This is a genomic window from Pseudomonas sp. FG6 (assembly GCF_057809015.1).
Genome location: NZ_JBMDJD010000010.1, coordinates 58,711 through 83,842, shown reverse-complemented (window position 1 = coordinate 83,842; position 25,132 = coordinate 58,711). Strand labels below are relative to the sequence as shown.

General features: G+C 59.8%; 22 protein-coding genes, 1 tRNA gene and 2 pseudogenes. 13 read left to right on the top strand and 12 right to left on the bottom strand.

The annotated features are described in order from the left end of the window. Positions 1-86: 86 nt before the first annotated feature. The 6 genes from ACODSJ_RS08890 to ACODSJ_RS08865 form a co-directional block, all read right to left on the bottom strand. Positions 87-668 carry a hypothetical protein gene (locus tag ACODSJ_RS08890; protein WP_489101365.1) on the bottom strand — a complete coding sequence of 194 codons (582 nt, stop codon included), beginning with the start codon at positions 666-668 and terminating at the stop codon, positions 87-89. Positions 669-1,092: 424 nt separating this feature from the next. Continuing rightward, the gene (locus tag ACODSJ_RS08885; protein WP_489101364.1) at positions 1,093-5,190 is read right to left on the bottom strand and encodes a transglycosylase SLT domain-containing protein; all 4,098 of its coding nucleotides are present in this window, start codon (positions 5,188-5,190) and stop codon (positions 1,093-1,095) included. 3 nt (positions 5,191-5,193) lie between these two features. Continuing rightward, positions 5,194-5,922, bottom strand: coding sequence for a BRO-N domain-containing protein (locus ACODSJ_RS08880; RefSeq protein ID WP_489101363.1), 729 nt, complete (start codon positions 5,920-5,922; stop codon positions 5,194-5,196). A gap of 263 nt (positions 5,923-6,185) precedes the next feature. After that, positions 6,186-6,431: a hypothetical protein gene (locus ACODSJ_RS08875; RefSeq protein ID WP_489101362.1), complete on the bottom strand. Its 246-nt coding sequence runs from the start codon at positions 6,429-6,431 to the stop codon at positions 6,186-6,188. Positions 6,432-6,650: 219 nt separating this feature from the next. Then, a complete protein-coding gene (locus ACODSJ_RS08870; protein WP_489101361.1) occupies positions 6,651-7,934 on the bottom strand; it encodes a site-specific integrase in 1,284 nt (427 codons plus the stop codon). Then, positions 7,931-9,391 (bottom strand): tyrosine-type recombinase/integrase, encoded by a 1,461-nt coding sequence (locus tag ACODSJ_RS08865; protein ID WP_489101360.1) that lies wholly within the window; start codon positions 9,389-9,391, stop codon positions 7,931-7,933. Before ACODSJ_RS08865 ends, ACODSJ_RS08870 begins: the two co-directional genes overlap by 4 nt. A 43-nt stretch (positions 9,392-9,434) precedes the next feature. On the opposite strand from ACODSJ_RS08865, the pseudogene ACODSJ_RS08860 reads away from it, so the two are divergent. After that, positions 9,435-9,626 (top strand): annotated as a pseudogene (locus ACODSJ_RS08860) (L-aspartate oxidase); the annotation flags it as partial. Here ACODSJ_RS08860 and ACODSJ_RS08855 read toward each other — a convergent pair. Together ACODSJ_RS08855 and ACODSJ_RS08850 are read right to left on the bottom strand one after the other, a co-directional pair. After that, positions 9,595-10,047, bottom strand: coding sequence for a protein YgfX (locus ACODSJ_RS08855; protein ID WP_489101359.1), 453 nt, complete (start codon positions 10,045-10,047; stop codon positions 9,595-9,597). The pseudogene ACODSJ_RS08860 and the gene ACODSJ_RS08855 sit on opposite strands and share 32 nt — an antisense overlap. After that, a complete protein-coding gene (locus ACODSJ_RS08850; RefSeq protein ID WP_230153101.1) occupies positions 10,031-10,285 on the bottom strand; it encodes an FAD assembly factor SdhE in 255 nt (84 codons plus the stop codon). Before ACODSJ_RS08850 ends, ACODSJ_RS08855 begins: the two co-directional genes overlap by 17 nt. A gap of 149 nt (positions 10,286-10,434) precedes the next feature. On the opposite strand from ACODSJ_RS08850, the gene ygfZ reads away from it, so the two are divergent. Both ygfZ and ACODSJ_RS08840 read left to right on the top strand, forming a co-directional pair. After that, positions 10,435-11,376, top strand: coding sequence for a CAF17-like 4Fe-4S cluster assembly/insertion protein YgfZ (gene ygfZ, locus ACODSJ_RS08845; protein WP_489101358.1), 942 nt, complete (start codon positions 10,435-10,437; stop codon positions 11,374-11,376). 35 nt (positions 11,377-11,411) lie between these two features. Beyond that, positions 11,412-12,233 carry an HDOD domain-containing protein gene (locus ACODSJ_RS08840; RefSeq protein ID WP_489101357.1) on the top strand — a complete coding sequence of 274 codons (822 nt, stop codon included), beginning with the start codon at positions 11,412-11,414 and terminating at the stop codon, positions 12,231-12,233. Positions 12,234-12,368: 135 nt separating this feature from the next. Here the strand turns inward: ACODSJ_RS08840 and ACODSJ_RS08835 are convergent, their stop codons facing one another. Beyond that, a complete protein-coding gene (locus tag ACODSJ_RS08835) occupies positions 12,369-13,760 on the bottom strand; it encodes a sensor histidine kinase (RefSeq protein WP_489101356.1) in 1,392 nt (463 codons plus the stop codon). Beyond that, on the bottom strand, positions 13,753-14,424 hold the full coding sequence (locus ACODSJ_RS08830) for a response regulator (protein ID WP_489101355.1): 672 nt from the start codon (positions 14,422-14,424) through the stop codon (positions 13,753-13,755). Before ACODSJ_RS08830 ends, ACODSJ_RS08835 begins: the two co-directional genes overlap by 8 nt. A 394-nt stretch (positions 14,425-14,818) precedes the next feature. On the opposite strand from ACODSJ_RS08830, the gene ACODSJ_RS08825 reads away from it, so the two are divergent. From ACODSJ_RS08825 to ACODSJ_RS08810, 4 genes are read left to right on the top strand one after another with little or no spacing between them, the layout of a single operon-like run. Further along, positions 14,819-15,811, top strand: a complete 993-nt coding sequence (locus ACODSJ_RS08825) for a Bug family tripartite tricarboxylate transporter substrate binding protein (protein ID WP_489101354.1) — start codon at positions 14,819-14,821, stop codon at positions 15,809-15,811. A gap of 57 nt (positions 15,812-15,868) precedes the next feature. After that, a complete protein-coding gene (locus ACODSJ_RS08820; RefSeq protein WP_489101353.1) occupies positions 15,869-16,330 on the top strand; it encodes a tripartite tricarboxylate transporter TctB family protein in 462 nt (153 codons plus the stop codon). Between the two features lies 1 nt (position 16,331). Continuing rightward, on the top strand, positions 16,332-17,846 hold the full coding sequence (locus ACODSJ_RS08815) for a tripartite tricarboxylate transporter permease (RefSeq protein WP_489101352.1): 1,515 nt from the start codon (positions 16,332-16,334) through the stop codon (positions 17,844-17,846). Continuing rightward, entirely contained in the window at positions 17,839-18,879 is a 1,041-nt protein-coding gene (locus ACODSJ_RS08810) for an AbrB family transcriptional regulator (RefSeq protein WP_489101351.1), read from the top strand. The genes ACODSJ_RS08815 and ACODSJ_RS08810 overlap by 8 nt, the downstream gene beginning before the upstream one ends. Positions 18,880-18,931: 52 nt before the next feature. On the opposite strand, the gene ung is transcribed toward ACODSJ_RS08810, so the two are convergent. Continuing rightward, positions 18,932-19,624, bottom strand: a complete 693-nt coding sequence (gene ung, locus ACODSJ_RS08805) for a uracil-DNA glycosylase (RefSeq protein ID WP_489101350.1) — start codon at positions 19,622-19,624, stop codon at positions 18,932-18,934. 131 nt (positions 19,625-19,755) lie between these two features. On the opposite strand from ung, the gene ACODSJ_RS08800 reads away from it, so the two are divergent. After that, positions 19,756-20,868, top strand: coding sequence for an enoyl-CoA hydratase/isomerase family protein (locus ACODSJ_RS08800; RefSeq protein ID WP_489101349.1), 1,113 nt, complete (start codon positions 19,756-19,758; stop codon positions 20,866-20,868). A gap of 280 nt (positions 20,869-21,148) precedes the next feature. Here the strand turns inward: ACODSJ_RS08800 and ACODSJ_RS08795 are convergent, their stop codons facing one another. Beyond that, complete coding sequence (locus ACODSJ_RS08795) at positions 21,149-21,535, bottom strand: hypothetical protein (RefSeq protein WP_489101348.1); 387 nt, start codon at positions 21,533-21,535, stop codon at positions 21,149-21,151. 380 nt (positions 21,536-21,915) lie between these two features. Between ACODSJ_RS08795 and ACODSJ_RS08790 the strand changes: the two are divergent. The 5 genes and pseudogenes from ACODSJ_RS08790 to ACODSJ_RS08770 form a co-directional block, all read left to right on the top strand. Continuing rightward, a pseudogene (locus tag ACODSJ_RS08790) lies at positions 21,916-22,524 on the top strand (GGDEF domain-containing protein); the annotation flags it as partial. Next, positions 22,517-22,735, top strand: a complete 219-nt coding sequence (locus ACODSJ_RS08785) for a cysteine-rich CWC family protein (protein WP_489101347.1) — start codon at positions 22,517-22,519, stop codon at positions 22,733-22,735. The pseudogene ACODSJ_RS08790 and the gene ACODSJ_RS08785, both read left to right, overlap by 8 nt. 33 nt (positions 22,736-22,768) lie before the next feature. Beyond that, positions 22,769-23,461 carry a pseudouridine synthase gene (locus ACODSJ_RS08780; protein WP_489101346.1) on the top strand — a complete coding sequence of 231 codons (693 nt, stop codon included), beginning with the start codon at positions 22,769-22,771 and terminating at the stop codon, positions 23,459-23,461. A 311-nt stretch (positions 23,462-23,772) separates the two neighbouring features. Next, complete coding sequence (locus ACODSJ_RS08775) at positions 23,773-24,657, top strand: alpha/beta fold hydrolase (protein WP_489101345.1); 885 nt, start codon at positions 23,773-23,775, stop codon at positions 24,655-24,657. Positions 24,658-24,813: 156 nt separating this feature from the next. Beyond that, positions 24,814-24,887: transfer RNA gene (locus tag ACODSJ_RS08770), tRNA-Gly, on the top strand. Positions 24,888-25,132 lie beyond the last annotated feature (245 nt).

The window sequence follows — 25,132 nt, the reverse complement described above, 5'->3', positions numbered from 1 at the left end:
GGTATTCCAAAAGAATGCCCCAAGACCTTATAGGACCTTAGAGCATCGAAAGGTATCTCCAGTTGCTGCTTCTGAGGTGCGAAGACTCACTTGGCAGCGCGGCGTCTTGCAGCTTCACGGTTCCGGCGCTTCATGCCATAAGTGGCTTCGTTGATCTTCAGTGCCTTCCCTTGTAGCCATACCAGTCCCTTCGGCGTTACTCGGAATCCTTCCCGGTTTCCGAAAGAGGTTTCACAGCGCTTGAAGTAGCCACCCTGGTAGCCCTTAGGCATAGGGACGGGGCGTTCACGTAGCTCCAAGGTTCCAGAGACATACCTCGTAAATTTGCCCATTAACGTAAGGTAATCGACGGCCAACCTGGGAAACCTGATACCAGCAGCACGACATGCCTCCGACCACGAAAGACCAATTGCCCCAGCCTTGTGCATAAAAGCATCAGCCTTTGGCATATTGTCGGTCAGTAACCGCTCCTTCTCGACCAACGCAAGGGAGGCCATGCGAGCGGACAATATGGCGTCATTGCGCATGACAACAAAAGCACGAGCCACCATCAGATAGAAATCGGTTGAGACCCACATGGCATAGGCAATGGTGCCAAGCTCATCAGCAAAGGAACCGACCTTATCAACCTTCCGGAAATTTCCGGATGCTGTCAGTTCGTTGGACACGGAGTTGTTCCACTCAGAAGGAGCTTTTGACTCCGGAAGGGCCAACCCCCTGTGTATTTCATTGAGGGACCAGAGACCCTCCAAGTCTGGTTTAAAAACGTGTCCCTCAATAATGATAGGTAGATGATCGGACTGTTCAGCATCCATACAATCAGTATCCATATGTCGTTTTTCCTTTCGATTGCTCCCCGCGTTCGCTCCCAATAGCCAGCACACAGTCCCACGACAACGGGATTGGCAATCAGCACAAGGAGCAATCGGAAAGACTGTGTGGTTGATACACCCAGCGACGGGTAACGAGGTTGATTAACGATGATGATCGGTACACGGATGAACAGACCATCATCGGCAACGACCTGAAGAAAGCAGGGAAGAGGACTTTAAGAAGTAAACTTTAGGCCCCCTTCCCTTTAAGTGAGGGTTTTTAGCGCTTGATCTCCACACCTTGGGACTCAGCCAGTTTCTGCATGAGGAACTGAGTGGCAGGATCGTTGGGAACGAACTGCTTGAGAGCGTTGTACATGCCTGTCCGGTGGCCCTGAAGGTCATCCCGGCGATCTCCCCGGAGCAAATGGATTGCCCCATTGGCAGCCTGAGCACCGTACCCAACCACACCCGCAGCCGGGATCTGTTCGCCTACACGGCCCATGAAGCCGGTCATGAGGTCCGACTGGAGGGGACTGAACTTGATTGGCTTGTCACTCTGCTTCTCCTTGGGCTCACGGGGCAGGATCGAGGTGCGCACCATGGCGGCCTGATCGTAGCCAAACGGCGCCGTGAAGAAGTTGAGGACGCCAAGAGGGGCACCTACGTGGGAGCTGCGGGAGATCCCTGCATAAGCCAGCATTCCAGGGGTCATCGCTTTATCCAGGTACTCCTTGCGAGCCCGGTCGGGCATTGATAGCGCCTTGAGCTGCGTGGAGGCCGCATAGAAACCAGTAGCCAACCCGAGGGAAACGAGGACCTGAAGCCCCTGATCGAGAGCCTGCCCATTGCGGGTAGCCTCTGCCCAGCCGCGAATGACTCGGGAGTTCAGGGACCTTAGGACGAACCGTTTGAACTGAAGAGCCATGTCCCAATAGGCGCTCCCCGCCTTCATAGAGGCCGAGGACATCTTGTGGGGACGCAGCATGGTTTCATCAGCGATCCGATCCCCAAGACGCCACAGGTCCATAGAGCGGGTATCAGCAGCCATCTTCTCGGCGTTCTCAATGCGCCACTTGCCGGACTCTGGGTCCTGCCTGAAGTGCTTCTTGATGAGCGCCTGAATCCCCTTGAATTGCTCAGGGGTGATGGAGGCCGAACGGAGCCGCTCAGGGCTGTACAGGGTTGAGGCCGTCTTGTTCAAGGTGTGGTCGATGAGGTCAACCATCAGGCCCTGGCGTCCAGCGTCCAGAATGTAGTTACCGGACTCTCGCAGGAGCCAAGTAAATGGGGACCTTGCAGACAGCTCACCGGTCGCCCACTTGATGGACCCTGCTACCTGGGACACTTCAAGACTGCTGGTCTGCCGAAGGCGGTCCACGATGTCCTGACGGGTTGGGCGCAAGATGTCATCCAGCTCCCGCCCAAAGATCAAGCCATGCATCTGCTTGATGTCTTCAGGCTCCAGCTTCTCCTTGGCGGTCGTCCAGCGTTTGAGCACAGGGATACCCTTTAGGAGCATCTTCTGGTGGCCCTTGACGATGATACTGGCAGCCTCGGTGAAGTTCTGAAGGCCCATGTAGGCGTTCTTCGTGGTGAACCCGATGTCATTCAGGGAGCGTGCAGCGGTCGCCCAAGCGTCATCAGGATCTCTACGGGCCCGCCCCGTGAACATCTTCAGGGCTTCCATGAGGGCGTTAGATTCGATCGCTAAATCTGAGTCGAGCGACTCGCCTTTGCCCCGTATCTTGGTAGCCATGTCCTTGATCTGCTTCGTGGTCTTCCCAGTGCCGCCCATCAAGGCCACGTCGCCGTTAACCCTGCGGTCATACTGAGGGACCACCCGCATGACGTCGAACTCACGAAGATCGTTCACGGAGAACAAAGAGCCATCCGGGAGGTTGATCTCCACGTCCGAATCGAACAGGTTCCGAGCTTCGAGGTAGTCGTTGTTCTCAATGCCAACCCCGTCGTCCAAGTGTTCGTCCAATAGGGAGCTTCGGTTGAACTGCTCGGTCTGAGCGATACCGTAGGCCTTATCGTTAGCGTACTTGGCGACAGCCTCATGGATGGCCTCAGGTGTCATTGGGGTTTCCCCTGCGCGCTCTTGGATCAGCTTATCGACCCGAGCACGGACCTCCGGGCGCTTCATGTAGCTTGCCAGCCAGGACCTCGTGATCGCTTCTTGGAGGGCCTCCCCGCTGCCCAGGCGCCGGATCATCTCCTGCTTCGCTGCGGTGCTGTAGCGTTGTGGGTAGTAGGAGCCAGCGTGTCGGGTTTCTTCGAGGAGACTCTTGGCGTTCATGTTGCCGAACTGCCCAGGGTTCTCGATGTAGTCCCACTTCTGCGACATGTGGTCCCGCAGCTCGTTGAGTAACTGCGTCTCCGCAGGGGTCAACTTGACCTTGCTCGTGTCGCCTGATTCCATGGCCTCCACGATGCGACGGCTTGCGGTTTCCCGCTTACCAGCAGATGTCCCATCCTGGGCGCGCCAGTAGGGATCCTTCAGGATCTCATCGAACCGATCAGAAAACGTATTGTGGGCCACGTTGTCCTGCGACCGAAGGCGTTCAACGATGTCCGAAGCGGTCGCCCCGAACTTACCGTTAGAGCCAGTCTGGTAGCCGGTGGTGGACCTGAAGAGGTCATAGGCCAGACCACGGATCTCTGGGTTGTCAGAGTACGCCAGCTTGAATCCGATCTCCGTTTCACCACCCAGCTTGAACCCAGGGTTTGCCCTGTTACCGAACGGGTCGAGGTCCTTGAAAGTCTCCAAGGTCTTGGGGTTGATCGGGTTGCCACCACTCAGGATCGAACCTTCAGCAGTGCGGGCAGCCTCGGGATCGAAAGGAACATCCATGTAGCGCCCTGCCGGGCTCTCCTTGATCTCGTCGCCGTCCCTGAAGGGCATCCCGGAGGGATCATCGCGATCCGCCAAGCGCGCAGCCTCACGCATCTGAAGGCGTCTAATGGATCCCTTGAGTGGGGCATCAGGACTGGGTAACTGAGCTTGACCAAGCATCCCCTCCAGCGAGTCCACCTCCAGTCGAGGAAGATCCTGGGCGAGGCCTGTGGGCCCACCTTCAGGGCCCAGAAGCTCACCCTCAAGAGGCGCAGGGCCGTCCCAGGAGTTCCGCGCAGGGCGAGCCCCAAGGAGTCCATTGAGGACTCCCCCGAACGCAGCGCCCCCGGCAATAGCCATCCCCAGGCTCTCCTCCCGGCCAGAAGCCTTGGCGGCTCCGTGTTCCGAAAGACCACCCAAGGCTCCACCGGCCAACGCACCGCCAGCCAAGCGCGCCCCGAGACCACCCGCAGCGGCCCGGCCAGGGGACACGTAGGTCCAAGGGTCGAGGGGAATGCCAGCGGCACCACCCAAGAGCTGGGACCCGATACCGGCACCTTCAGCTTGTGCGGACAGCTCCTGGTTCCGCAGGGCCAACGCTACGTTACTGTCGAAGTCCTGCTTGCGGCCACGGAGGACCACATCGTAGAACTGCGGGTCGAGCTTCGAGTTCCTGAGGTTCTCGTAGTCGGACTCCTCCCAGCGCTCCAGTCGGCCACCCTGGAAAGGATCGTTAAACACATCCTTCACCATCTGGTAGGCCGACATGAAGTCTGCATCCTGGGCGCCTTGGGAGGCCGCTCGGAGCATTACGCCAATCTGGGAGTTCTGAAGAGCATCATCGGCTGTTTCCCCGAGCTTGTAGAACAAACCCTCCGGGTCGGTCTCTTCGGTCTTGCCTGTGGTAGCGAACAGCTCCTGGGCAAAGGTCGGGGCTTTAGGTGCAATGTCCTTGCCCTGAAAACCGAAGGAGGCATAGGTGTCCGGTGCGTTGCCCGGAGTGGCCTTAGGTTGGGCCTCCAGTCCAGCGGGAGCCTCAAACCCGCTTGCTGGCTTTACGAAACCATCCAGCTCGGCTCTCTTGCCGGTGTTGGTAACGTCCATGAGCTTGCGCATGTAGTTCAAGCCCTCCTCGCTGACCCCGGAGAAGTCCCCACGGTCATACGCTTGGAGCTGGGGAGAACCTTTGGGTCCTGCCCCTTGGTTGTACATCAGGAGGGCCTTGAGCTGGTCGCCCCCGGCCATCTTGATGTTGTCCTTCATGTGCCGAGCGGCAGCGTCAATGGACTTAACGGGATCGAAGAAGTCCTCATCCCGCTCCAGGCCATAGGCCAAGCCAGTGGCTCGGGTCATCTGTGCGAGACCACGAGGGCCGGTGGGGCTCACCGCCTTGGCATTAAAGGACGACTCCAGGAAAATTTGCTTGTGCAGGAGGTCGTAAGGAACCCCTTGCTGCTCCGAGGCGGCCTGAATGAGCGAGTCATACGGTCCACCCTCGGCCTTGATCTTGTCGTAGCCGTTCAATTGTTGCTGCATGGTTCACCTCCTGGGGCGCTGGTTCCGATACCAGTGAGGGTTTTTGCCAAGTTGCCGACCGTCTTCCTCCTTCCACAGCCGGATCAAGTTGAGGTCCATTTGAACCAGGGCGCGCTTCATGACCCGCTCGGACGCAATCTGGTCAAGGTATGGCTCGGCCAGTTCGACATAGAGGCGCTTTTGGAAGCCCGCAGGGTCACACACCGCGACCGCTGCCTGCCCCTCGTATGGACTGGACTCTGGGGCCGCTTTGAGCGAGGAGTTTTGGAGACCTACTATGACATCCTTGAGGCTTCGGACCTCCCCGGTCAGCTCTGCGAGAGCTTGGTGCAATGCTGCGAACTCCCCGGAAAACTGAAGGGCTTCGGGTGTCTCGCTTTCGTTGACGTTATAAGAGCCGGTCTTGCGGATCGCAGGGAGGACCTCTTCGGTGACCCACTTACGGAATGGCTCGGACTGCGGAGCGTGGCCCCGGAGGAGCATTTGGTAGGTGGCGGACTCAGTGAAGAGCCAAGAATTCGACTTCACCATATGGCCGTCCCTCGGGAGATTACCGAGAGATGCGAAACGAATTCCCGAGGTCTTCTTGGCTTGAGCGAACACAGCTGTACTCGGGTCTTTCAACCCTGCGGCCCGTGCGACCTGAGTAGCAACGAACAGGATGTCATGCTCGGGATGCCCGGTCAGAATATCCAGTTCGATCCCCATGAAACTTTGCTTTACAAACTTCATACCGCCACCTCGATACGGCCCACGATATCGGACAGCTTGTAGATGTAGATCAAGCTGCCCAGGTTAACGGTAAGCGTCCCCGAGGCCCCGGTGTCAATGCTATAGGTCAGAACTTCATTACCGCTCGGGGTGTGGAAGGTGGACTTTGGTGCCTCTGACTGAGGGACCGTACAGTAGAACTTGATCGACCGAGCAGTAGTAGTTGCTTTCTGGGTCATGGGCAGGTGTCCCGAATTGAGACACCCTTTTGAACATCCCCAGATTCAGCTCGACGGTGCAGTCAGCCTTTTGAACACAACCAAGACTAACTTCAACCCCAGTTCAACCAGACACACCAGCAGGACGAACGATATGGCTACCAATAGGATCGCACCCGGTGCTGCCATGACGTATGTGAGCCACTTGAGCAACTCATCAGGGACGAGGAAGCCAGCCCCAACCATGACATAGAAGAGAAACCAGCAGACTGTAAACGGTGAGGTTTTCCTGATCCCGTGGAGAATATCCATGTGTTCACTCCCCACCCAAACGGCTCATCTGTTGTTTCTTTCGCCTGTACCCCATCAGCGGCCAATTGATTACCAGAGTTAACATCGCGCCCCCTCCGATCATCGTCATAGGAGCCCCGAGGACCATCAGAGCAATCAGGAAAAGCACCAATAGGAGCGAGACGACTTTGACAAGGGCATCAATCAGTGAGAGTAGTCTGGTGCCTGTGGTTATCAGGCTCATGAGGCAGCGACCCGAAAGACGTGCTCTAAAGCAGCCTCAAGCGTCCCCAACGCCAGTCGTTGATCACCACCGTATAGGTCAAAGGTGATCGTCTGGGAGCTGTGACCGAGGATGTCCTGGGCTATCCCTACAGGAACCGCGTTGGCTTTCAACAAGCCAGCGAGGGAGTGACGTAGTGAGTGGTACGTCAAGCCTTCCCCCGAGTCGTGCTGTCCGATGTCCCTTAGGGTTTCATTGAGGACCCGAGTGAAGTTATGAGCTACGCGGTCAAACAATCGTCCTTCACATCCGTCCACGTACCGAAGGAATGCCTCAAGGTCAAACCCATAGGCCCCATCCACGAGAGGCACGAGGCGGCGTGAGTGTTTGTTCTTTAGGGTCTTCCCATCACCTTCATTCAAGTCAATGACGGTAATGTCCCCAATCCTACGGATGTCCTCCCGAGTGAGCTGGTAGATTTCCCCTATGCGCGCCCCTGTGATAACCCCGAGGGACATAGCCCAGCGCTTCCAGTTGTCCTCGGGCAGGCGAGCCATCTCGTCCATTACCTTCTGGATCTGGTCAACTGTGAACGCCTTACGGCCACTCTCAGCGCCCTTGGTGATCTTCAGGCCCTTATTGAATGTCCTGTCGAGGTAGCCGTTGTTGGTCGCCCAGGTCAGGACCGTAGAGAGACGAGTTAGTAGTTTGTTCACCGTCAAAGGCTTACGCCCATCAGCCAGGAGGCGAGCTTTGAGGTTTACCATGTCTTCCCTTGTGTGCTTCAGGAGGTTCAGCTCTACGCCATGCTCATCGGTTAGCGCCTTCGCTATCACTCGGTTGGAGCTGGTGATGTCCTTTACGGACTTAGCGGCAAAGTTGTCCTTCTGCTCGGTCATATAAAGGTCAGAGAGACGGCTGTAGGTTAGGACCTCTGGATCTTGAGGGGCATCAACAGGCTGTGGCGCCCTCGCCTCCCTCAAGTGCTCGGCAAGAGGGTAGAGCAAGACCCTGGGGAAATCCCGCCAATCTCTTCCACCCTCGTTATGGAGGTGGAAATCGACCATTAGCCAATAGGACACCTCGCCGCATAGGAAGCATCTGGCGGCATCCACGGAATTAGCGCGCCCCCTCCCGTCCCGACCACTGGGGAAGTCAAAAAAAGTCAGTCCATACTCCATGTCCGCTGCTTGGTGGCAGTGTGGGCAGGTAAAGATACCTATGGGATTGGACATTCCTTCAGCATCAAAACTTGCGCGGAGCTTTGCGGCCTCGGCACTTACGGTTACAAAGGCGTTCATTCAGTGATGCTCCCGTAGGCTGCAACCAGAGCCTGTACCAGTCGCTCCAAGCCGACCTGCTCCCCTCCCCCATAAAGATCGAAGGTAATTGACTGCGAACTATGACCGAGGATGCTCTGCGCAATACCAACAGCAATGCCCTGAAACTTCAGGAGGGACGCCAGGGAATGCCGAAAAGAGTGGAATGATAAGTCTCCGTCTGCTTCGAGCCTGAGAACATCCCTTAGAGCGCCATTCAGGACCTGGGAGAACCATCCTGCACTGAAATTAAATAAAGGCCCGTCCTCAGGCAGCTCATCAACAAACTGAAGGAACGCTTCGAGGTCGAACCCATAGGCCCCATCCACAAGGGGAACAATACGGACTGAATGGCGATTTTTAATGCTTTTCCCATCATTATCGTTGATATCGATTACCCAGGACGTCCCCACTTGCCGCACATCGCGCTTAATTAACTGACGTACCTCGGCAATCCGGGCGCCAGTGATCGCGCCCAGAGACAACCCCCAGCGCTCCCATGACCGGCTATCCAGACTGTTGGCGTACTTCATTACCGCGTGGACCTGCTCCTGAGAGAAAGCTGCTCGGGCGCTGTCGGCACCCTTTGTGATCTTCAGCCCCTTATCAAACGATCGTTCTATATAGCCGTTGTTGGATGCCCAGCTAAGAATGGAGGACAGACGTGTGAGGTATTTATTGACGGTGGATGCTCTTCTGCCTTCAAGGAGAGCCGCCTTCAGACTCACAAGGTCCTCCCGCGTGTGGCGGCGGAGATCAAGATCGCCCAGCGCCTCGCCAAGGCCAGCACAGGTAGACCGAATGTCTCGCATAGTGCTCGCTTCGACATTAGTTGCCTGCTCGGCTATGTAAAGGCTCGCAAGGTAGTCGAACGTCACCGGTAACTGACCCGGAGTGGCTCCTACAGATAGTGACGCCGAGACACTGCCAGCGGCTTCACGGGCTGCCTCTCGATCGATGCCTTCAATTACGCTTACAAGCGCCCTGGGGTCTCCTCCTACACGTGCTTCAGCAGCCTGCATGATCTTCTGCCCTAAAGTCACGGCCTTCGCCTGCGGAACGGTAAGCGGTTGGGTAACCGCCAGTCGGTGGAGGTCTTCTCGAAGATCGGAATAGACCAGTCCCATGCAATCCATCAAATCCCATTCAGTAGGAGTAGCCAAGATGGTCTCAGCGATCTCCCGCAGATAATCCCGGAGCGCTCCCCATTCTGAATCAGGATTTTCGAGATGAAAGGCGCGTAGGGTCGTCAGGAGCTGTTTACTTGAGGACATTGCAATCGATCTGTCGTTGGTGCGGAGGGAAAGTGTGCAGGATTCTGCGGATCCTTGCGGTCTAATCCGAAGGTAATAGACCCCAGAGCGGCGATAGTGCCACGGCTTCGCAAGAGGAGTTTCTAACAGAACTTTTACAGAAGCGGGCTTTGATTTGTAACGCATCGGCTGGAACCCCTGATCTCATTGGGTTAAAGCCTCTTCGGTTGAGTTCTACAGCAACTACAAGGTCAGCCGCGACCTGATCGAGCTGCGCAACCTGGCGCAGGTGGCCGAACTGATGATCCGCTCAGCCATGGAGCGCAAGGAAAGCCGGGGCCTGCATTACACCCTCGACTATCCTGGCCTGCTGCCCGAGGCGCTCGACACTATTCTGGTGCCGCCCACCTACGCCGGCTGAACCTGAGCCGCACCCGCAGGCGCCGGTGAATATCCGGCGCCAGCGCGTCGCGGGGCACGCACAGCGAGCGGACCCGTCGCTCACCGGACAGGCGAAAGCGCAATACGATGATCAAGGGCAGCGCCAGGCTGTCAGGGCGCAACTGCACCGCTTGCCAGCCGCCCGCGTGGCTGAAGAGCTGCCAGCCGCTGGCATCGCGACGCAACCCGCAGAACGCCTGGCGATGGGTCAGCAATATCTGTCGCGGTATCGTCCAGGCGCCATGGGCCAGGCACAGGACAATGCCCAGCGCGGTCAGCCAGGAAGGAACAGCTAGCGCCAGCAACGCCACCAGGGCGAACCCCTGGGTCAGGAGATAGGCCGCCAGCAGTTGCCCGGAGGCTTGCCAGCGGCATTCGAAGCGATTACTTGGGTTGGACACGGTCCAGGATCATCCGGACCATGCGCTGCAGCTCAGGGTCTTCGGATTCGCTGCGCTCCATGAACCAGCCGAACATGTCCTGGTCTTCGCATTCAAGCAGGCGCACGTAGCACGCACGGTCCACTTCATTCAGATGGGGGTAGACCTCCCTCACGAACGGCACCAGCAACACGTCCAGCTCAAGCATGCCGCGGCGGCTGTGCCAGTAGAGGCGATTCAGTTCAACGTCTTCGACCATGGAGCGCTCCTCAAATAGAGCGCAAGTATACAGCCCCAGCCGCAGCGCAACAGACCGCTTTGTTCGGTCATCATCGATCCTTTGTGAACTACCCATTTCAAGGGCGCGCCCTTATGATGTCCTCCAGACTTTTTATCCTGCGATGACCCATGGCTGATTCCGCTTTTTTCTGCACCCTGTCCCACGAAGGCGTTCTTGCAGTCCGCGGCGTGGATGCCGGCAAATTCCTGCAAGGTCAATTGACCTGCAACCTCAACTACCTGAGCGACAGCCAGGCCAGCCTCGGTGCCCGCTGCACCCAGAAAGGACGGATGCAATCGAGCTTCCGCATCCTGCTCGAAGGCGACGGCGTGTTGATGGCCATGGCCAGCCCCCTGCTTGAGCCGCAATTGGCGGACCTGAAGAAATACGCCGTGTTCTCCAAGTCCAAGCTCACCGATGAAAGCGCCGCCTGGGTTCGTTTCGGCCTGGAAAACGCCGACAAGGCGCTGCTCGGCCTGGGCCTTGAGCTGCCGGGCGATGCCGACAGCGTGGTACGGCATCAAGCCTTGATCGCCATTCGCGTTTCCCCTGGCCGCGCCGAACTGTGGGCGCCCGCCGACCAGGCCGATACGTTGAAGAACCAGCTGCGCGCCGACCTCGCAGAGAAGGACCTGAGCCCGTGGCTGCTCGGCCAGATCCGTGCAGGGATCGGCCAGGTCATGCCAGCCACGCGCGAACTGTTCATCCCGCAGATGCTCAACCTGCAAGCCGTCGGTGGCGTAAGCTTCAAGAAAGGCTGCTACACCGGCCAGGAAATTGTCGCCCGCATGCAGTACCTGGGTAAACTCAAGCGACGTCTTTATCGCCTGCAACTGGATGCCAGTGAACTGCCGGAACCCGGCACCGCCCTGTTTTCCCCCACCCACGCCAGTTCCATCGGCGAAGTGGTGATTGCAGCCCGCGCCGAACCGCACATCGAACTGCTGGCGGTGTTGCAGGCCGAGGCGGCGGAAGATGGCGACGTGCACCTCGGCACCTTGGAAGGCCCGGCCTTGCAACTGCTGGAACTGCCTTACGAACTGGACCGCGACCGCGAAATCCAGCGTTGATCGCAGCATTTATTGCTACACCCTAGAGAATGTAAATGAGCGATTTGGCGGAGAAGGTCCAACGGGATTTGGTGGAGGCCATCGATAACGATGACCTGGTCCTACCAACGTTGCCGGAAGTGGCCCTGCAGATTCGCCGGGCCGCCGAAGACCCGGAAATCAGTGTCAGCAACCTGAGCAAAGTCATCGGCCGGGACACGGCGCTGTCGGCTCGCCTGATAAAAGTGGTCAACAGCCCCTCGTTGCGCGCCACCCAGGAAGTCACGGACCTGCACACGGCGATTACCCGACTGGGGGTCAACTACAGCAGCAACCTGGCGATTGGCCTGGTCATGGAGCAGATTTTCCACGCCCGCTCCGAGGTCGTGGAACAGAAGATGCGCGACGTCTGGCGCAAAAGCCTGGAGATCGCCGGCGTCAGCTACGCGCTGTGCCGTGGCTATACGCAACTCAAGCCCGACCAGGCCGCGCTGGGCGGGCTGGTGCACCAGATCGGCGTGCTGCCGATCCTGACGTACGCACAAGACAACAATGAATTGCTGTCGGACCCCATCAGCCTCAACCATGTCATCGAAACGATCCATCCAGTACTCGGCGACAAATTGCTCAGCGTCTGGGAGTTTCCGGAACGGCTGGTGAAGCTCCCGGGGCTGTATCAGGATTTGACCCGGGATTCGAAGCAACTCGATTATGTCGACCTGGTGCAGGTCGCTGCGCTGCTTTGCTACAAGGACACTGACCACCCCTTGAGCCGGGTCGACGTGTTCGCCGTGCCGGCCTTCAGGAAGCTGGGCATCGACCCGGACAACAAGGATCGGTGCGCGGATATCGAAGAAGCGCGGTCGATGTTCTATTAAATGCCCATGAACTTGAGCCGGGCATCCACCTTTGGCTCAAGGACTTGTGGGAGCAAAGCTTGCTCGCGAAACAGGCGCCTCGGTCTCGCCAAAGACCGCATCGCTGCCATCGCGGGCAAGCCTTGCTCCCACAAGTCAGTCTGAGCTAGGGATAAAGCTCACCCGCACCTTCAACCCACGTTCTTGCCCGTCGTGCAGGCTGATCTCGGCCAGGTGCGCACGGCAGATCTCACCGACGATCGCCAACCCCAGCCCGGAACCGGCCACTTGCTGGTTGCGTCGATAAAAGCGTTCGAATACCCGGTCCCGCTCATGCAACGGAATGCCGGGCCCGTCGTCTTCGACTTCCAGCACCGCCGGCGCACAGACCCGCAGGATCACATTGCCTCCCGAAGGCGTGTGGGCCAAGGCGTTGTCCACCAGATTGCTCAGCAGTTCGTTCAACAAGGTCGGCTCACCCCGCAGCCAGACCGGTTCGTCAGCCTCCAGGGCCAGCGCCACGCCCCGCGCATGAGCTAGCGGGGCCATGGCCATGCCCAGTTCCCGGGCCAACCGGCTCAGATCGAGCAACTGCGCACCGCCCTCGGCGATGGCCCGGGCACCGTTTTCCACACGTGCCATGGACAACAATTGGTTGGCCAGGTGGGTCAGTCGGTCCGTCCCCTGGGCCGCCGTTTCCAGGGTCTCCCGCCAGACCGCCGGCTCGCTGGCGCGCAAGCCCAGCTCAAGGCGGGCCTTGAGCGCAGCCAGGGGCGTGCGCAACTCATGGGCCGCATCGGCAATGAACTGCGCCTGGCGCTCGAACTGCACGCGCAGGCGCTCAGTGAAATGATTGAGTGCGCGCACCAGCGGCCAGAGTTCATGCTGCACTTCCACCAGCGGCAAGGCGCGCAAATCGTCCGACTGACGCTCCTCCACCGCAGTGCGTAACCGCTCCAGCGGTCGCAGTGCGGCGCTGACCGCGAACCACACCAGCAACAAGGCCCCCACTGCCAGCATGCCCAGGCGCAGCAGGGTGTCGGCCATCAGGCTGCGGGCCATGCGGACCCGCGCCTCTTCGGTTTCCGCCACGCGAATTTCCGCCATGCCGTTCATGTTCGGCTCGCTCACTGGCTTGAGCAGGCTCACCACCCGTACGTCCTGCCCCTGGTAGCGCGCATTATAGAAACGCGCCAAGGCCGGGTAATCGTCCGTGCGCGGCGTGCCGGGTGGCGGGCCAGGAAGGTTCTCGTAGCCGGAAATCAACTGCTTGTTGATGTCATTGACCTGGTAATAGATACGGCCGGCACTGTCGTAGGCGAAGGTATCCAAGGCCACATATGGCACGTCCGCGCTGAGGCTGCCGTCGCGTTGCGAAAGACCGGCGGCGATGGTCCTGGCCGAAGCCAGCAGGGTTCGGTCGTAAGCGGTGTCCGCGGCCTCGCGACCATTCCAGTAGGCGCTCAAGCCACTGGCAATCATCAGCACCACCAGCAACAGCGCCAGGTTACGCAGCAACCGCCAGCGCAAACTGTCGGGCTTATGCATCACGACTTTCCAGCAGATAGCCCAGGCCGCGGAACGTCACGATGGCCACGGCATGACCGTCGAGCTTCTTGCGCAGGCGGTGGACATAGATTTCGATGGCATCGGGGCTGGCCTCTTCATCCAGGCCGAACACGTGGGCCGCCAGCTGTTCCTTGCTCATCACCCGCCCGGGCCGAGCGATCAGCGCTTCCAGCACGGCTTGCTCGCGGGATGTCAGGGTCAGCAGTTCATCGTCGAGGGTAAAGCGGCGGGTATCGAGGTCATACACCAACCCACCACAACGCTGCTGACGCTCGCCGCCCAGCACGCTACGGCGCAGCAGGGCCTTGACCCGGGCTTCGAGCTCCGTCAGTTCGAACGGCTTGGCCAGATAATCGTCGGCGCCCAGGTTCAGCCCGTGGACCCGGTCCTTGACGTCGCCGCGAGCGGTCAGCATCAGCACTGGCAGCGTCTTGCCGCGAGCACGCAACCGGGCCAGTACCTCGAAACCATCCATGCGCGGCAACCCGACATCGAGCACCGCCACGGCATACTCTTCGCTGCTCAGGGCCAGGTCGGCGGCCACCCCATCGTGCAGCACATCCACGGTCAAACCCGCGCTCTTGAGCGCCTGGGCGACACTTTCAGCGAGCTGCAGATGGTCTTCGACGAGCAGGACACGCATGGGTTTTTCCTCGATTCAGGGATGGCCGGCGCCATTCTTTGGCGCGGAGTTTACAGCCGCATCCGTCACTGTGAAGCCCGAAAACGCTCTGAAAGCCATTGAAAGGTTAGCGAAAGGTTAGGCCATTAGAGTCCTCTCACGGACAGTTTTGACTGCCTGTCACGCACGAAAAACACCCTGATGTGTTTTCGACTTATAAGAAAAACAACGCGGAGTCCTATCATGCTGTCCATGCAGCCCCCGGCCCAGCGCCTGCTTATCCTCACCGCTTCCCCCACTGCCGTCGCGCCTTCGAACCTGGCAACGATTTTCGCCCGCCATCGGCGATGAGCACGCGTACCTGTCAACAACCCGTTTTCACCACACACAACAACAATTTCCTGTGGAGACAATCATGAACCTATCACTGCGCAAAGTAGCCCTGGCCGCTGGTTGCCTGATGTTCGCCGGGCAATTGCTCGCCGCTGATCCAGCCAAAGAGCCCAAGCGTCCGGAATGCATCGCCCCAGCCTCCCCTGGAGGCGGTTTCGACCTGACGTGCAAACTGGCCCAGAGCGCGCTGGTCAACCAGAAGCTGCTGACCAAACCGATGCGCGTCACCTACATGCCGGGCGGGGTCGGCGCGGTGGCCTACAACGCAGTGGTTGCCCAGCGTCCTGCCGATGCCGGTACGTTGGTGGCCTGGTCCAGTGGCTCACTGTTGAACCTGGCCCAGGGCAAGTTCGGTCGTTTCGATGAAAGCGCAGTGCGCTGGCTGGCCGCGGTCGGCACCAGCTACGGCGCCATCGCCGTGAAGAGCGATTCGCCCTACAAGACCCTCGACGACCTGGTCCAGGCGCTGAAGAAAGATCCCGGCTCGGTGGTGATCGGCTCCGGCGGCACCGTGGGCAGCCAGGACTGGATGCAGACCGCCCTCATCGCCAAAGCCGCCGGCATCAACCCAAGGGACTTGCGCTACGTGGCCCTCGAAGGCGGCGGCGAGATCGCCACTGCCCTGCTCGGTGGACACATCCAGGTAGGCAGTACAGACATTTCCGACTCCATGCCCCACATTCAGAGCGGTGACATGCGCCTGCTCGCCGTGTTCGCCGAGAAGCGTATCGACGAGCCGGAAATGAAAGACATCCCGACTGCCAAGGAACAGGGCTACGACATCGTCTGGCCCGTGGTTCGCGGCTTCTACCTCGGGCCAAAGGTCAGCGACGAAGACTACGCCTGGTGGAAAGACGCCTTCGACAAACTGCTGGCTTCCGAAGAGTTCGCCAAGCTGCGTGACCAGCGCGAACTGTTCCCGTTCGCCATGACCGGCCCGGAGCTGGACACCTACGTGAAGAAGCAGGTCGCCGACTACAAGGTACTGGCCAAAGAGTTCGGCCTGATCCAGTAACCGTCTCTGTTCTCGCGACGGCGCCGACCTGATTGCGGCGCCGTCCAGGAGTTAGTCATGCTCACTCTCCAACGCATTTTCGCCTCGATACTGCTGCTGGTCTGCCTAGGGCTGGCGCTGATGGCCTGGCCTTATCAGGCCGCCTTTTCCTATGAGCCGGTCGGCCCGCGCGCGTTTCCCTTGTTGATGCTCGGGCTGATGTCCCTGGCACTGCTGTACATGGTGTTCCGTCCCGTCCCCATCGTGCACAGCGATGAAGACCCGCAACTGGACCGCGAAACCCTGCACAAGATCGGCCTCTGCATCGTGCTGCTGCTGATCTTCGCCGGTGCCTTCGAGCCCTTGGGCTTCATCCTGTCCAGCATCCTTATCGGTGTACCGATGGCACGGCTGTATGGCGGGCGCTGGGTCCCCAGCGTCGTGATCATCAGCCTGATGGCCATCGGTCTTTACCTGCTGTTCGACAAGCTGATGGACGTGCCACTGCCCCTGGGCCTGCTCGACATCCTGGAGAATTGATATGGATACCCTGAATTATCTCGGCCAGGGTTTTGGCGTTGCACTGACGCCCTACAACCTGGTGACGGCCTTGACCGGCACGCTGATCGGCACCGTAGTCGGCCTGTTACCGGGCCTGGGGCCGATCAACGGCGTGGCCCTGCTGATCCCGATCGCCTTTGCCCTGGGCCTGCCCCCGGAGTCGGCGCTGATCCTGCTGGCGGCGGTGTACCTGGGTTGCGAATACGGCGGGCGCATCAGCTCGATCCTGCTCAACATCCCGGGCGAAGCCTCCACCGTGATGACCACGCTCGACGGTTACCCGATGGCTCGCCAAGGCCTGGCCGGCGTGGCGCTGTCATTGTCGGCGTGGAGTTCGTTCATCGGCGCGTTCATCGCCACCTGCGGCATGGTGCTGTTCGCACCGCTGCTGGCCAAATGGGCGATTGCCTTCGGACCGGCGGAGTATTTCGTCCTGATGGTGTTCGCCATCGTCTGCCTCGGTGGCATGGCCGGCGATCGACCGCTCAAGACGTTCATTGCGGCGTTGATCGGGCTGTTCCTGTCCAGCGTCGGGATCGATGCCAACAGCGGTGTCTACCGTTTCACCGGGGACAACATCCACTTGACCGACGGCATCCAGTTCGTCGTGCTGGTGCTGGGCCTGTTTTCCATCAGTGAGATCCTGTTGCTGCTGGAGAAAACCCATCGCGGCCAGGAAGCAGTGAAAGCCACCGGGCGAATGATGTTCAACTTCAAGGAAGCGGCATCGGTCTTCATCGTGAACCTGCGGTGCGGCGTGCTCGGTTTCATCATGGGCGTGTTGCCGGGAGCTGGCGCGACCCTGGCCAGTGCCGTGGCCTACATGACCGAGAAGCGCATCGCCGGCACCAACGGCACGTTCGGCCAGGGTGACAAACGCGGCTTGGCCGCCCCGGAAACCGCCATCGGTGGCGCGGCGTGCGGCGCACTGGTGCCAATGCTGACGCTCGGCGTTCCGGGTTCGGGCACCACGGCAGTGATGATCGGCGCGCTGTCGCTGTACAACATCACCCCGGGGCCGTTGCTGTTCCAGCAACAGCCAGACATCGTCTGGGGCCTGATCGCGTCGCTGTTCATCGCCAACATCATGCTGGTGATCCTCAACATCCCGATGATCCGCGTCTTCACCCGCATCCTGGCGGTACCGAACTGGGCGTTGGTGCCGGTCATCGCGATCATCACCGGGATCGGTGTCTATGCAGTGCACGCCACCACGTTCGACCTGTTCCTGATGATCGGCATCGGCATCTTCGGCTACATCCTGCGCAAGCTGGACTTCCCGTTGTCGCCCGTGCTGCTGGGCTTCATCCTCGGCGGCCTGATGGAGCAGAACCTGCGTCGCGCGCTGTCGATTTCCAACGGTGCACTGGAAATCCTCTGGTCGAGCCCGATCACCTTCGGTTGCTGGATCCTGACGGCGATCATGTTGCTCATGCCATTGTTGCGGATCTGGCGTCGGCGCAGCGCTCAACGTCGTGCCTTGGCCAATGCCTGATAAATCCTTCAAGCAATGGTGGGGAACACCGCTGGTCGGCCTGGCCGGCGGTTATCTGGCCAGCCTGGTTGGCTGGCCTTTGCCGTGGATGGTCGGCTCGTTGCTGGCGATCATCCTCGTGCGCTGCCTGACGCCGTGGCAGTTGATGGAAATCCCCGGCGGCCGCAAGTGCGGCCAATGGGTGGTCGGCATCGGCATCGGCCTGCACTTCACCCCGGTGGTGATGGAGCAGGTGCTGAGCCACTTCGGCCTGATTTTTTTCGGTGCGCTGATCACCAGCGTATCCAGCGTGGTGGGGGTCTGGCTGATGCGTCGCACCGGCGAGGACCCCGCCACCGCTTTCTTTTCGAGCATGCCGGGCGGCTCCGGTGAAATGGTCAACCTGGGCGCCCGCAATGGTGCAGACCTCAGTCGTGTCGCCGCAGGGCAAAGCTTGCGAGTGCTGGTGGTGGTGCTGTGTGTACCGGCGGCGTTCAAGTACCTGTTGGGCGAAGGCGCCCCGGCGCAACACGCCACGACGGTGGACTGGTGGTGGCTGGCGCTTCTGTTCCCCGCGGGCGCCCTGCTCGCCTGGGTCTGGGAACGCTTGCGCCAACCCAACCCCTGGTTGTTCGGCCCGCTGCTGGTGAGCGCGGCGGTGAGCATTGGCTGGGACCTGCACATCGGCCTGCCCAACGGCGCCAGCCAGATCGGCCAGTGGCTGATCGGCAGCGGATTGGGTTGCCATTTCAACCGGCAGTTCTTCCGGCGCGCGCCGTCGTTCATGGGCCGCACCCTCATCGGCACGTTCCTGACGATGCTGATCGCCACCCTGGCGGCCTTGGGCCTGAGCGCCCTGACTCACCTGGACCTGCGTTCATTGACGCTGGGCATGATGCCCGGCGGCATCGCGGAAATGAGCCTGACGGCACAGACGCTGCAACTGTCGGTGCCGTTGGTGACGGCGTTGCAGGTGATGCGGCTGTTGTTCGTGTTGTTCCTGGCGGAACCGTTGTTCAGGTATTGGGTTCGCAGGCCGGGTTCGGAACTATAGACCGAGAGGCCTTCATCGCGAGGCTCGCGATGAGGCCCTGACTGCCGATTGCTTAAACCGGCGGCAACCGCCAGTCGATCGGCGCCTCGCCCTGTTGTTCGAGGAATTTGTTGGTCCGGCTGAAATGCCCGCATCCCAGGAACCCGCGATACGCCGACAACGGCGACGGATGGACCGACGTCAGCACCAGGTGCTTGGTGGCGTCGATCAGCCTCTGCTTGCTCTGGGCATGAGCGCCCCACAGCAGGAACACCAGGTGTGGCTGGTGTTCACTCACCACCTCGATGACCCGATCGGTGAAATGCTGCCACCCCTTGCCCGCATGGGCGTTGGCGTTGGCGCGCTCGACAGTCATGGTGGTGTTGAGCAGCAACACGCCCTGGTCGGCCCAGCTTTGCAGGTAGCCGTGATTCGGGATGTCGATGTTCAAATCGCGCTTCAACTCCTTGAAGATGTTCACCAGCGAGGGCGGCGCCGGCACGCCTGGCTGCACCGAGAAACACAGGCCGTGAGCCTGGCCCGGGCCGTGGTACGGGTCCTGGCCAAGGATCACCACCTTGACCTTATCCAGCGGAGTGGAATTGAGGGCATTGAAAATCAGCGGCCCGGGTGGGTAAATCTCCTTGCCGGCCGCGTGTTCCAAGCGCAGGAATTCGCGCAACTCTGCCATGTAGGGCTGGTCGAACTCGGCACGCAATGCCTGCTTCCAGCTTGGTTCGAGTTTGATACGGTCGTCAGAGGTCATGGTTGCACTCGGTAAAATCATTGGGCGCACCCTAGGAAAGCCTACATGGCTTGTCAATTGATCTGACGTAGATCCGGCACTTTCCCACGCAGCGGTCATACTGATCATTCAAATTTCCGATCGAGGTCACGATGAATCTGCACTTCGAAGAACTCACCGGCATCGACGGTGCCCGCATCGGCATTGCAACGCTGGATGCCGAAAAGTCCCTGAACGCCCTCTCCCTGCCAATGATCAACGCCCTGCGCGAACGTCTCGACGCCTGGGCCAAGGAATCCCAAATTGTTTGCGTGTTATTGCGCGGCAACGGCGCCAAGGCCTTCTGCGCCGGCGGTGAAGTGCGCAGCCTGGTGGAAGCCTGCCGTGCCCATCCCGGAGAAGTGCCGCCGCTGGCTGCGCAATTTTTCGCGGCCGAATACCGTTTGGACTTCAACCTGCACACCTACCCCAAACCGCTGCTGTGCTGGGGCCACGGCTATGTACTGGGCGGCGGCATGGGCCTGCTGCAAGGCGCGAGTACCCGCATTGTCACGCCAAGCAGTCGCCTGGCGATGCCGGAGATCAGCATCGGCCTGTACCCGGATGTCGGCGCCAGTTGGTTTCTATCGCGCCTGCCGGGCAAGCTCGGGCTGTTTCTCGGCCTGACCGGTGCCCACATGAATGCACGAGACGCCATCGACCTGGGCCTGGCCGACCGTTTCTTGCTGGATGAACAACAAGACGAGCTGATCGAAGGGCTGCTGCAACTCAACTGGCAGGAACAGACCGAGATGCAGCTCAACAGTTTGCTCAAGGCCTTGCAGCAGGAGGCCGTCGCGCAATGGCCCGAAGCCCAGTGGCTACCGCGCCGACAACAAATCGACGAATGGCTGGACGTCAGCGACGTGCACTGCGCCTGGAAAGCCCTCAGCCTGTTGGTGGACCATCCTGATCCGCTGATCGCCCGGGCCGCCAAGACCATGACCGAAGGCGCCCCGCTGACCGCTCATCTGGTCTGGGAACAGATTGCCCGGGCCCGACATTTGTCCCTGGCCGGTGTGTTCCGGATGGAATACACCCTGAGCCTCAACTGCTGTCGTCACCCGGAATTCAGCGAAGGCGTGCGGGCGCGGCTGATCGACAAGGACCACAAACCCCACTGGCACTGGCCAGACATCAACCACGTGCCCGAGGCGGCGGTCGAAGCGCATTTTCACAAGGCCTGGGAAGGTCGGCATCCGTTGGCGGATTTGTCCAACGAGTGAAGAACCCCGGGAGTGTCTCCGGTGGGAGCAAAGCTTGCTCGCGATCGCAAACCTCAACCGATCCCCCGTGGCGAGGGAGCTTGCTCCCGCTGGCCTGCGCAGCAGGCCCCTGCATTGTTCCAGGTAGACCCCATTGCCTGGTTCTGCGACCGCTGCGCAGTCGAGCGGGAGCAAGCTCCCTCGCCACGGGGTTTGGGTTGTCTGGGCTGACGTCATCGCGGGCAGGCACACAGACATAAAAAAAGCGGCGCTCAATGCGCCGCTTTTCGCTGCCCCGGGATCAACGATGGTTGCCCCGTCCGTCGCGATCACCATGCCCCCAATGATCACGCCCGCCTCGACCACCACGGTCGTTATCCCAGCCGCCCCGGTCGTGGCCGCCCCAGCCACCTCTATCGGGATTAGACCAGTAGCCCCCCCGCGGTTGTGAATAATAGCGGGGAGCGGGTTGGTAGTAGCGCGGTGCCGAATAGTAACGTGGCGCCGGCTGGTAGTACCGCGGAGCGTAGTAGCCGCGCGGCGACGAATAATAGCTTCCGCCGTAATAGATGGGTGTCGGTGAGGTGTAGACCTCGGAACGGTAATAGCTCGAGTCTCCGTCGTAGTAAGGCACGCAGGCCGAAAGAGTCAAACCGAGAAGCGCAAGGAGAAGCAGTCGTCGATACATGGCGGCCTCCTGGACCGCGAATGGGCCACATCAGCAACGCTGATGAGCGGCAGTCATCTTTGGGTGACTGACGAATATTCAGACAGCAAAATCGGAATCTGGTGCGTTTTTGCAATAAGTTGAAACATGTAGCGCTTTGCCGTTTTTCGGCCATCACCCCCGACACTCAAACCGAAATCCGCCTGTCTTTTCCCGCAACGCCACTAAACTGACTCCATTGGGTCTGCGCCAAGGGGATCGCCATGTCGCTTCGCTCACCTTTGCATGCCCGGCACAAGCCGCTCATCGCCGTGGCACTGTTGCTGGGTACGGGTTTCCTGATAACGGCATGGCTGGGCTACAACGCCGCCCCAGCCTCGGCGAGGGACAATCTTTTCAAGGCGCTGTACCTGAGCCTGCTGCTCGGCCTGCTCGTGACGCTGGCCGTGGTGGTCATTGTTTATCGATTGATCAACAGCTACCAACGCCGCATCGAAGCCCAAGCCACCCTCGACACCCTGACCGAGCTGCCCAACCGCCATGGCTTCAACCTGTTGGCGGTGCAAGCGTTGCACGAAGCCCAACGCGAACCGAAACCACTGTCCGCGTTGTTGCTGGAGCTCGATGATTTCAAGCGGCTGGACACCCTCTACGGCCACATCGCCAGTGATCAGTTGCTGGCCGGTTTCGCTCGGGATTTGGCAGACAACCTGCGGCACTCCGACATTGTCTGTCGCTGGAGCACGGAGGCTTTTGTCATACTGCTCAAGGACACCGACGGACACACCGGCCTGACCGTCGCCGAGAAGATTCGCCTGTACATCGAAAAACAGCGCTATTTCTGCAGCGGCAAGCAATTGCAGGTCACCGTCAGCATCGGCCTGACGACACTGCAGGACGAAGACTCCTTGCACAGCCTGCTCTGCCGGGCCGATCATGCCTTGCAACGCGCCCGACAGACTGGGTGCAACCGAACCTGCGTGGAAATGCCTCACTCCAGTTATGAATAAACCCGAATGTTGCCCAGCCTGCGGCGGGGCCAATGACTGCACCCTGGCCAACCCGCAAACCGTTGACCGAGCCTGCTGGTGCTACAGCGTGCGCATCGACCCGGCGGTGCTCGAAGCTTTGCCGGCCGAGCTGCGGGATCAATCCTGCCTGTGCCCGCGTTGCGCCCAGGTCCAAGCCCAATTAAACGCCACGCCCCGATCGATCACGTAAGATACCCCGCCTAATTTCTTGCCCGTACTGCTCATGCGCCTCGATCGTTTTCTCAGTAATCTGCCGCGTTTCAATCGTCAGCAGGTCCGCCTGTTACTGGTGGAACGCCGGGTGCGGATCGACGGCCAAACCGTGAGCGACCCTCATGCTCAAGTGCGCGAATTCAGTCGCGTCGAAGTGAACGACGAGGTGCTGCAAGCCGGTCGTCCGGCGCGCTATTTCATGCTGCACAAACCGCCCGGTTGCGTCAGTGCGACCCGCGATGCGCAACATCGCACCGTGCTCGACTGGCTGGAGGAACCGGATAAACAAGACCTGCACATCGCCGGGCGGTTGGATTTCAACACCACCGGTTTGCTGGTGATCACCAACGATGGCGCCTGGTCGCGGCGCCTGACCCAACCGCAGACCAAACTGCCCAAGGTCTATTACGTCGAGACTGAGCAAGACATTACCGCCGAGTACGCCGCCACGTTCGCCCAGGGCCTGTACTTCACCTTCGAAGACCTCACCACACAACCGGCAGAGCTGACGCTGCTGGGGCCGAGGTCGGCGCGACTGAGCATCGTTGAAGGGCGTTATCACCAGGTCAAGCGGATGTTCGGCCACTTCGACAACAAGGTGCTGCGCCTGCATCGCGAGCGCATGGGCCCGTTGTTGCTGGACGCCAACCTGGCGCCCGGCCAATACCGCGCGCTGAGTCCGGAAGAAATCGGTCTTATCTGAAGCCCACTACCGCTGGGCAGAAGTGTCGAACAATTTTCAAATGGGGACTTGCGCATCTGCCGACCCCCTGCTTGAATCAAACCGTCGGACAAAATGTGACCGATGAGTCACCTTATACCTCTAAGAAACCTTTTGCCGGTCGGAACCCTCGGTTTCCGCTTCGTTAGCCGGCGAAATGCCCGCCTATAACAATACCCGTCGACCAGTCTGCTCGGATCGACATGGGCCTTATCTTCCAGGCGTATGCCTAGCTGTCACATTGGTCGTGCAATCTCATTGCGCGCATACCCGCTTGCCAGGAGTCTTATGACATGAGGCCAGAAATCGCTGTGCTGGATATACAGGGTCAGTATCGGGTTTACACGGAGTTCTATCGCGCAGATGCCGCACAAAAGACCATCATCCTGGTCAACGGCTCGATGGCCACTACTGCGTCGTTTGCACAGACCGTCAAAAACCTCCATCCGCAATTCAACGTCGTGTTGTACGACCAGCCCTACGCGGGCAAGTCAAAAGCACACAACCGGCACGAGAGAATGCTGACGAAGGAAATCGAAGGCCAGATCCTCCTGGAACTGATCGACCACTTCGCGGCCGAGCATGTGCTGTCGTTCTCGTGGGGCGGCGCTGCCACCCTGAGCGCCCTCGCCCAGCGTCCGCGGCGCATCGAGAAAGCCGTGATCAGCTCGTTCTCGCCGGTGCTCAACGCACCGATGCGCGACTATCTGGAACGCGGGGTCGATTACCTGGGCAACCTGGACCGCGATCGCGTGGGGCACCTGGTCAACAACACCATCGGCAAACACCTGCCGCCGTTGTTCAAGCGCTTCAACTATCGCCACGTCAGCAGCCTGGCCGAGCATGAGTACGGGCAGATGCATTTCCACATCACTGATGTGCTGCAAAGCAACCAGCAGTGCTACGTGGAGGCCGCGAAAAAAATCAACATACCGGTGTTGTTCCTGAACGGCGAATGGGACGAATACACCACCGCCGGCGACGCCAGGCTCTTTGCCAACCACGTGCAGCACAGCAGCTTCAGCACCGTGCAAGCCACCGGGCACTTCCTGGACATGGAACACAAGGCCGCCTGCCGCGACAGCCGCGACGCGCTGCTGGGCTTCCTCACCCCGGCCCATCACGAAAGCCGCCCGCGCTACAACTACGTGCAGGGTTACCATGCACTGGCAATCTGAAGCCGCGTCCTCGCGAGCAACCCCCGTCTCTTCAGCGACGGGGGTTGCCGCGAACGACCGCTCTGGTTTGGGGCCTGCGCAAACGAGTCACTTCACCGCCGGTAAAGAAAAACTTCAAATCCGTGTCCACTTCTGGTACAAAGTCAGCCGCTCCGAGCGGGTGTCGTATAATGGCATTACTCCAGCTTCCCAAGCTGATAACGAGGGTTCGATTCCCTTCACCCGCTCCACTGTTTTCAAGGCCTCCAGCGATATCCAATCGGCGTCAGGCGAAACAGGTGACAGTTTCGTGACAGTTACCCGATTCGTGCGGAAACGCCAGCCTGCTGCCCTCCCTTGCCCCATGGCCGTCGCAAAATCGCAACGCGTCTAGAAAGCCTCAGTGGCACCTACCCGTTTTGAGCTGATTAGATATCCAATTCCGGTCTGCAAGGAGCCACAAGGGTTGACAAGCAGATAGACTCTGCCCAAGATG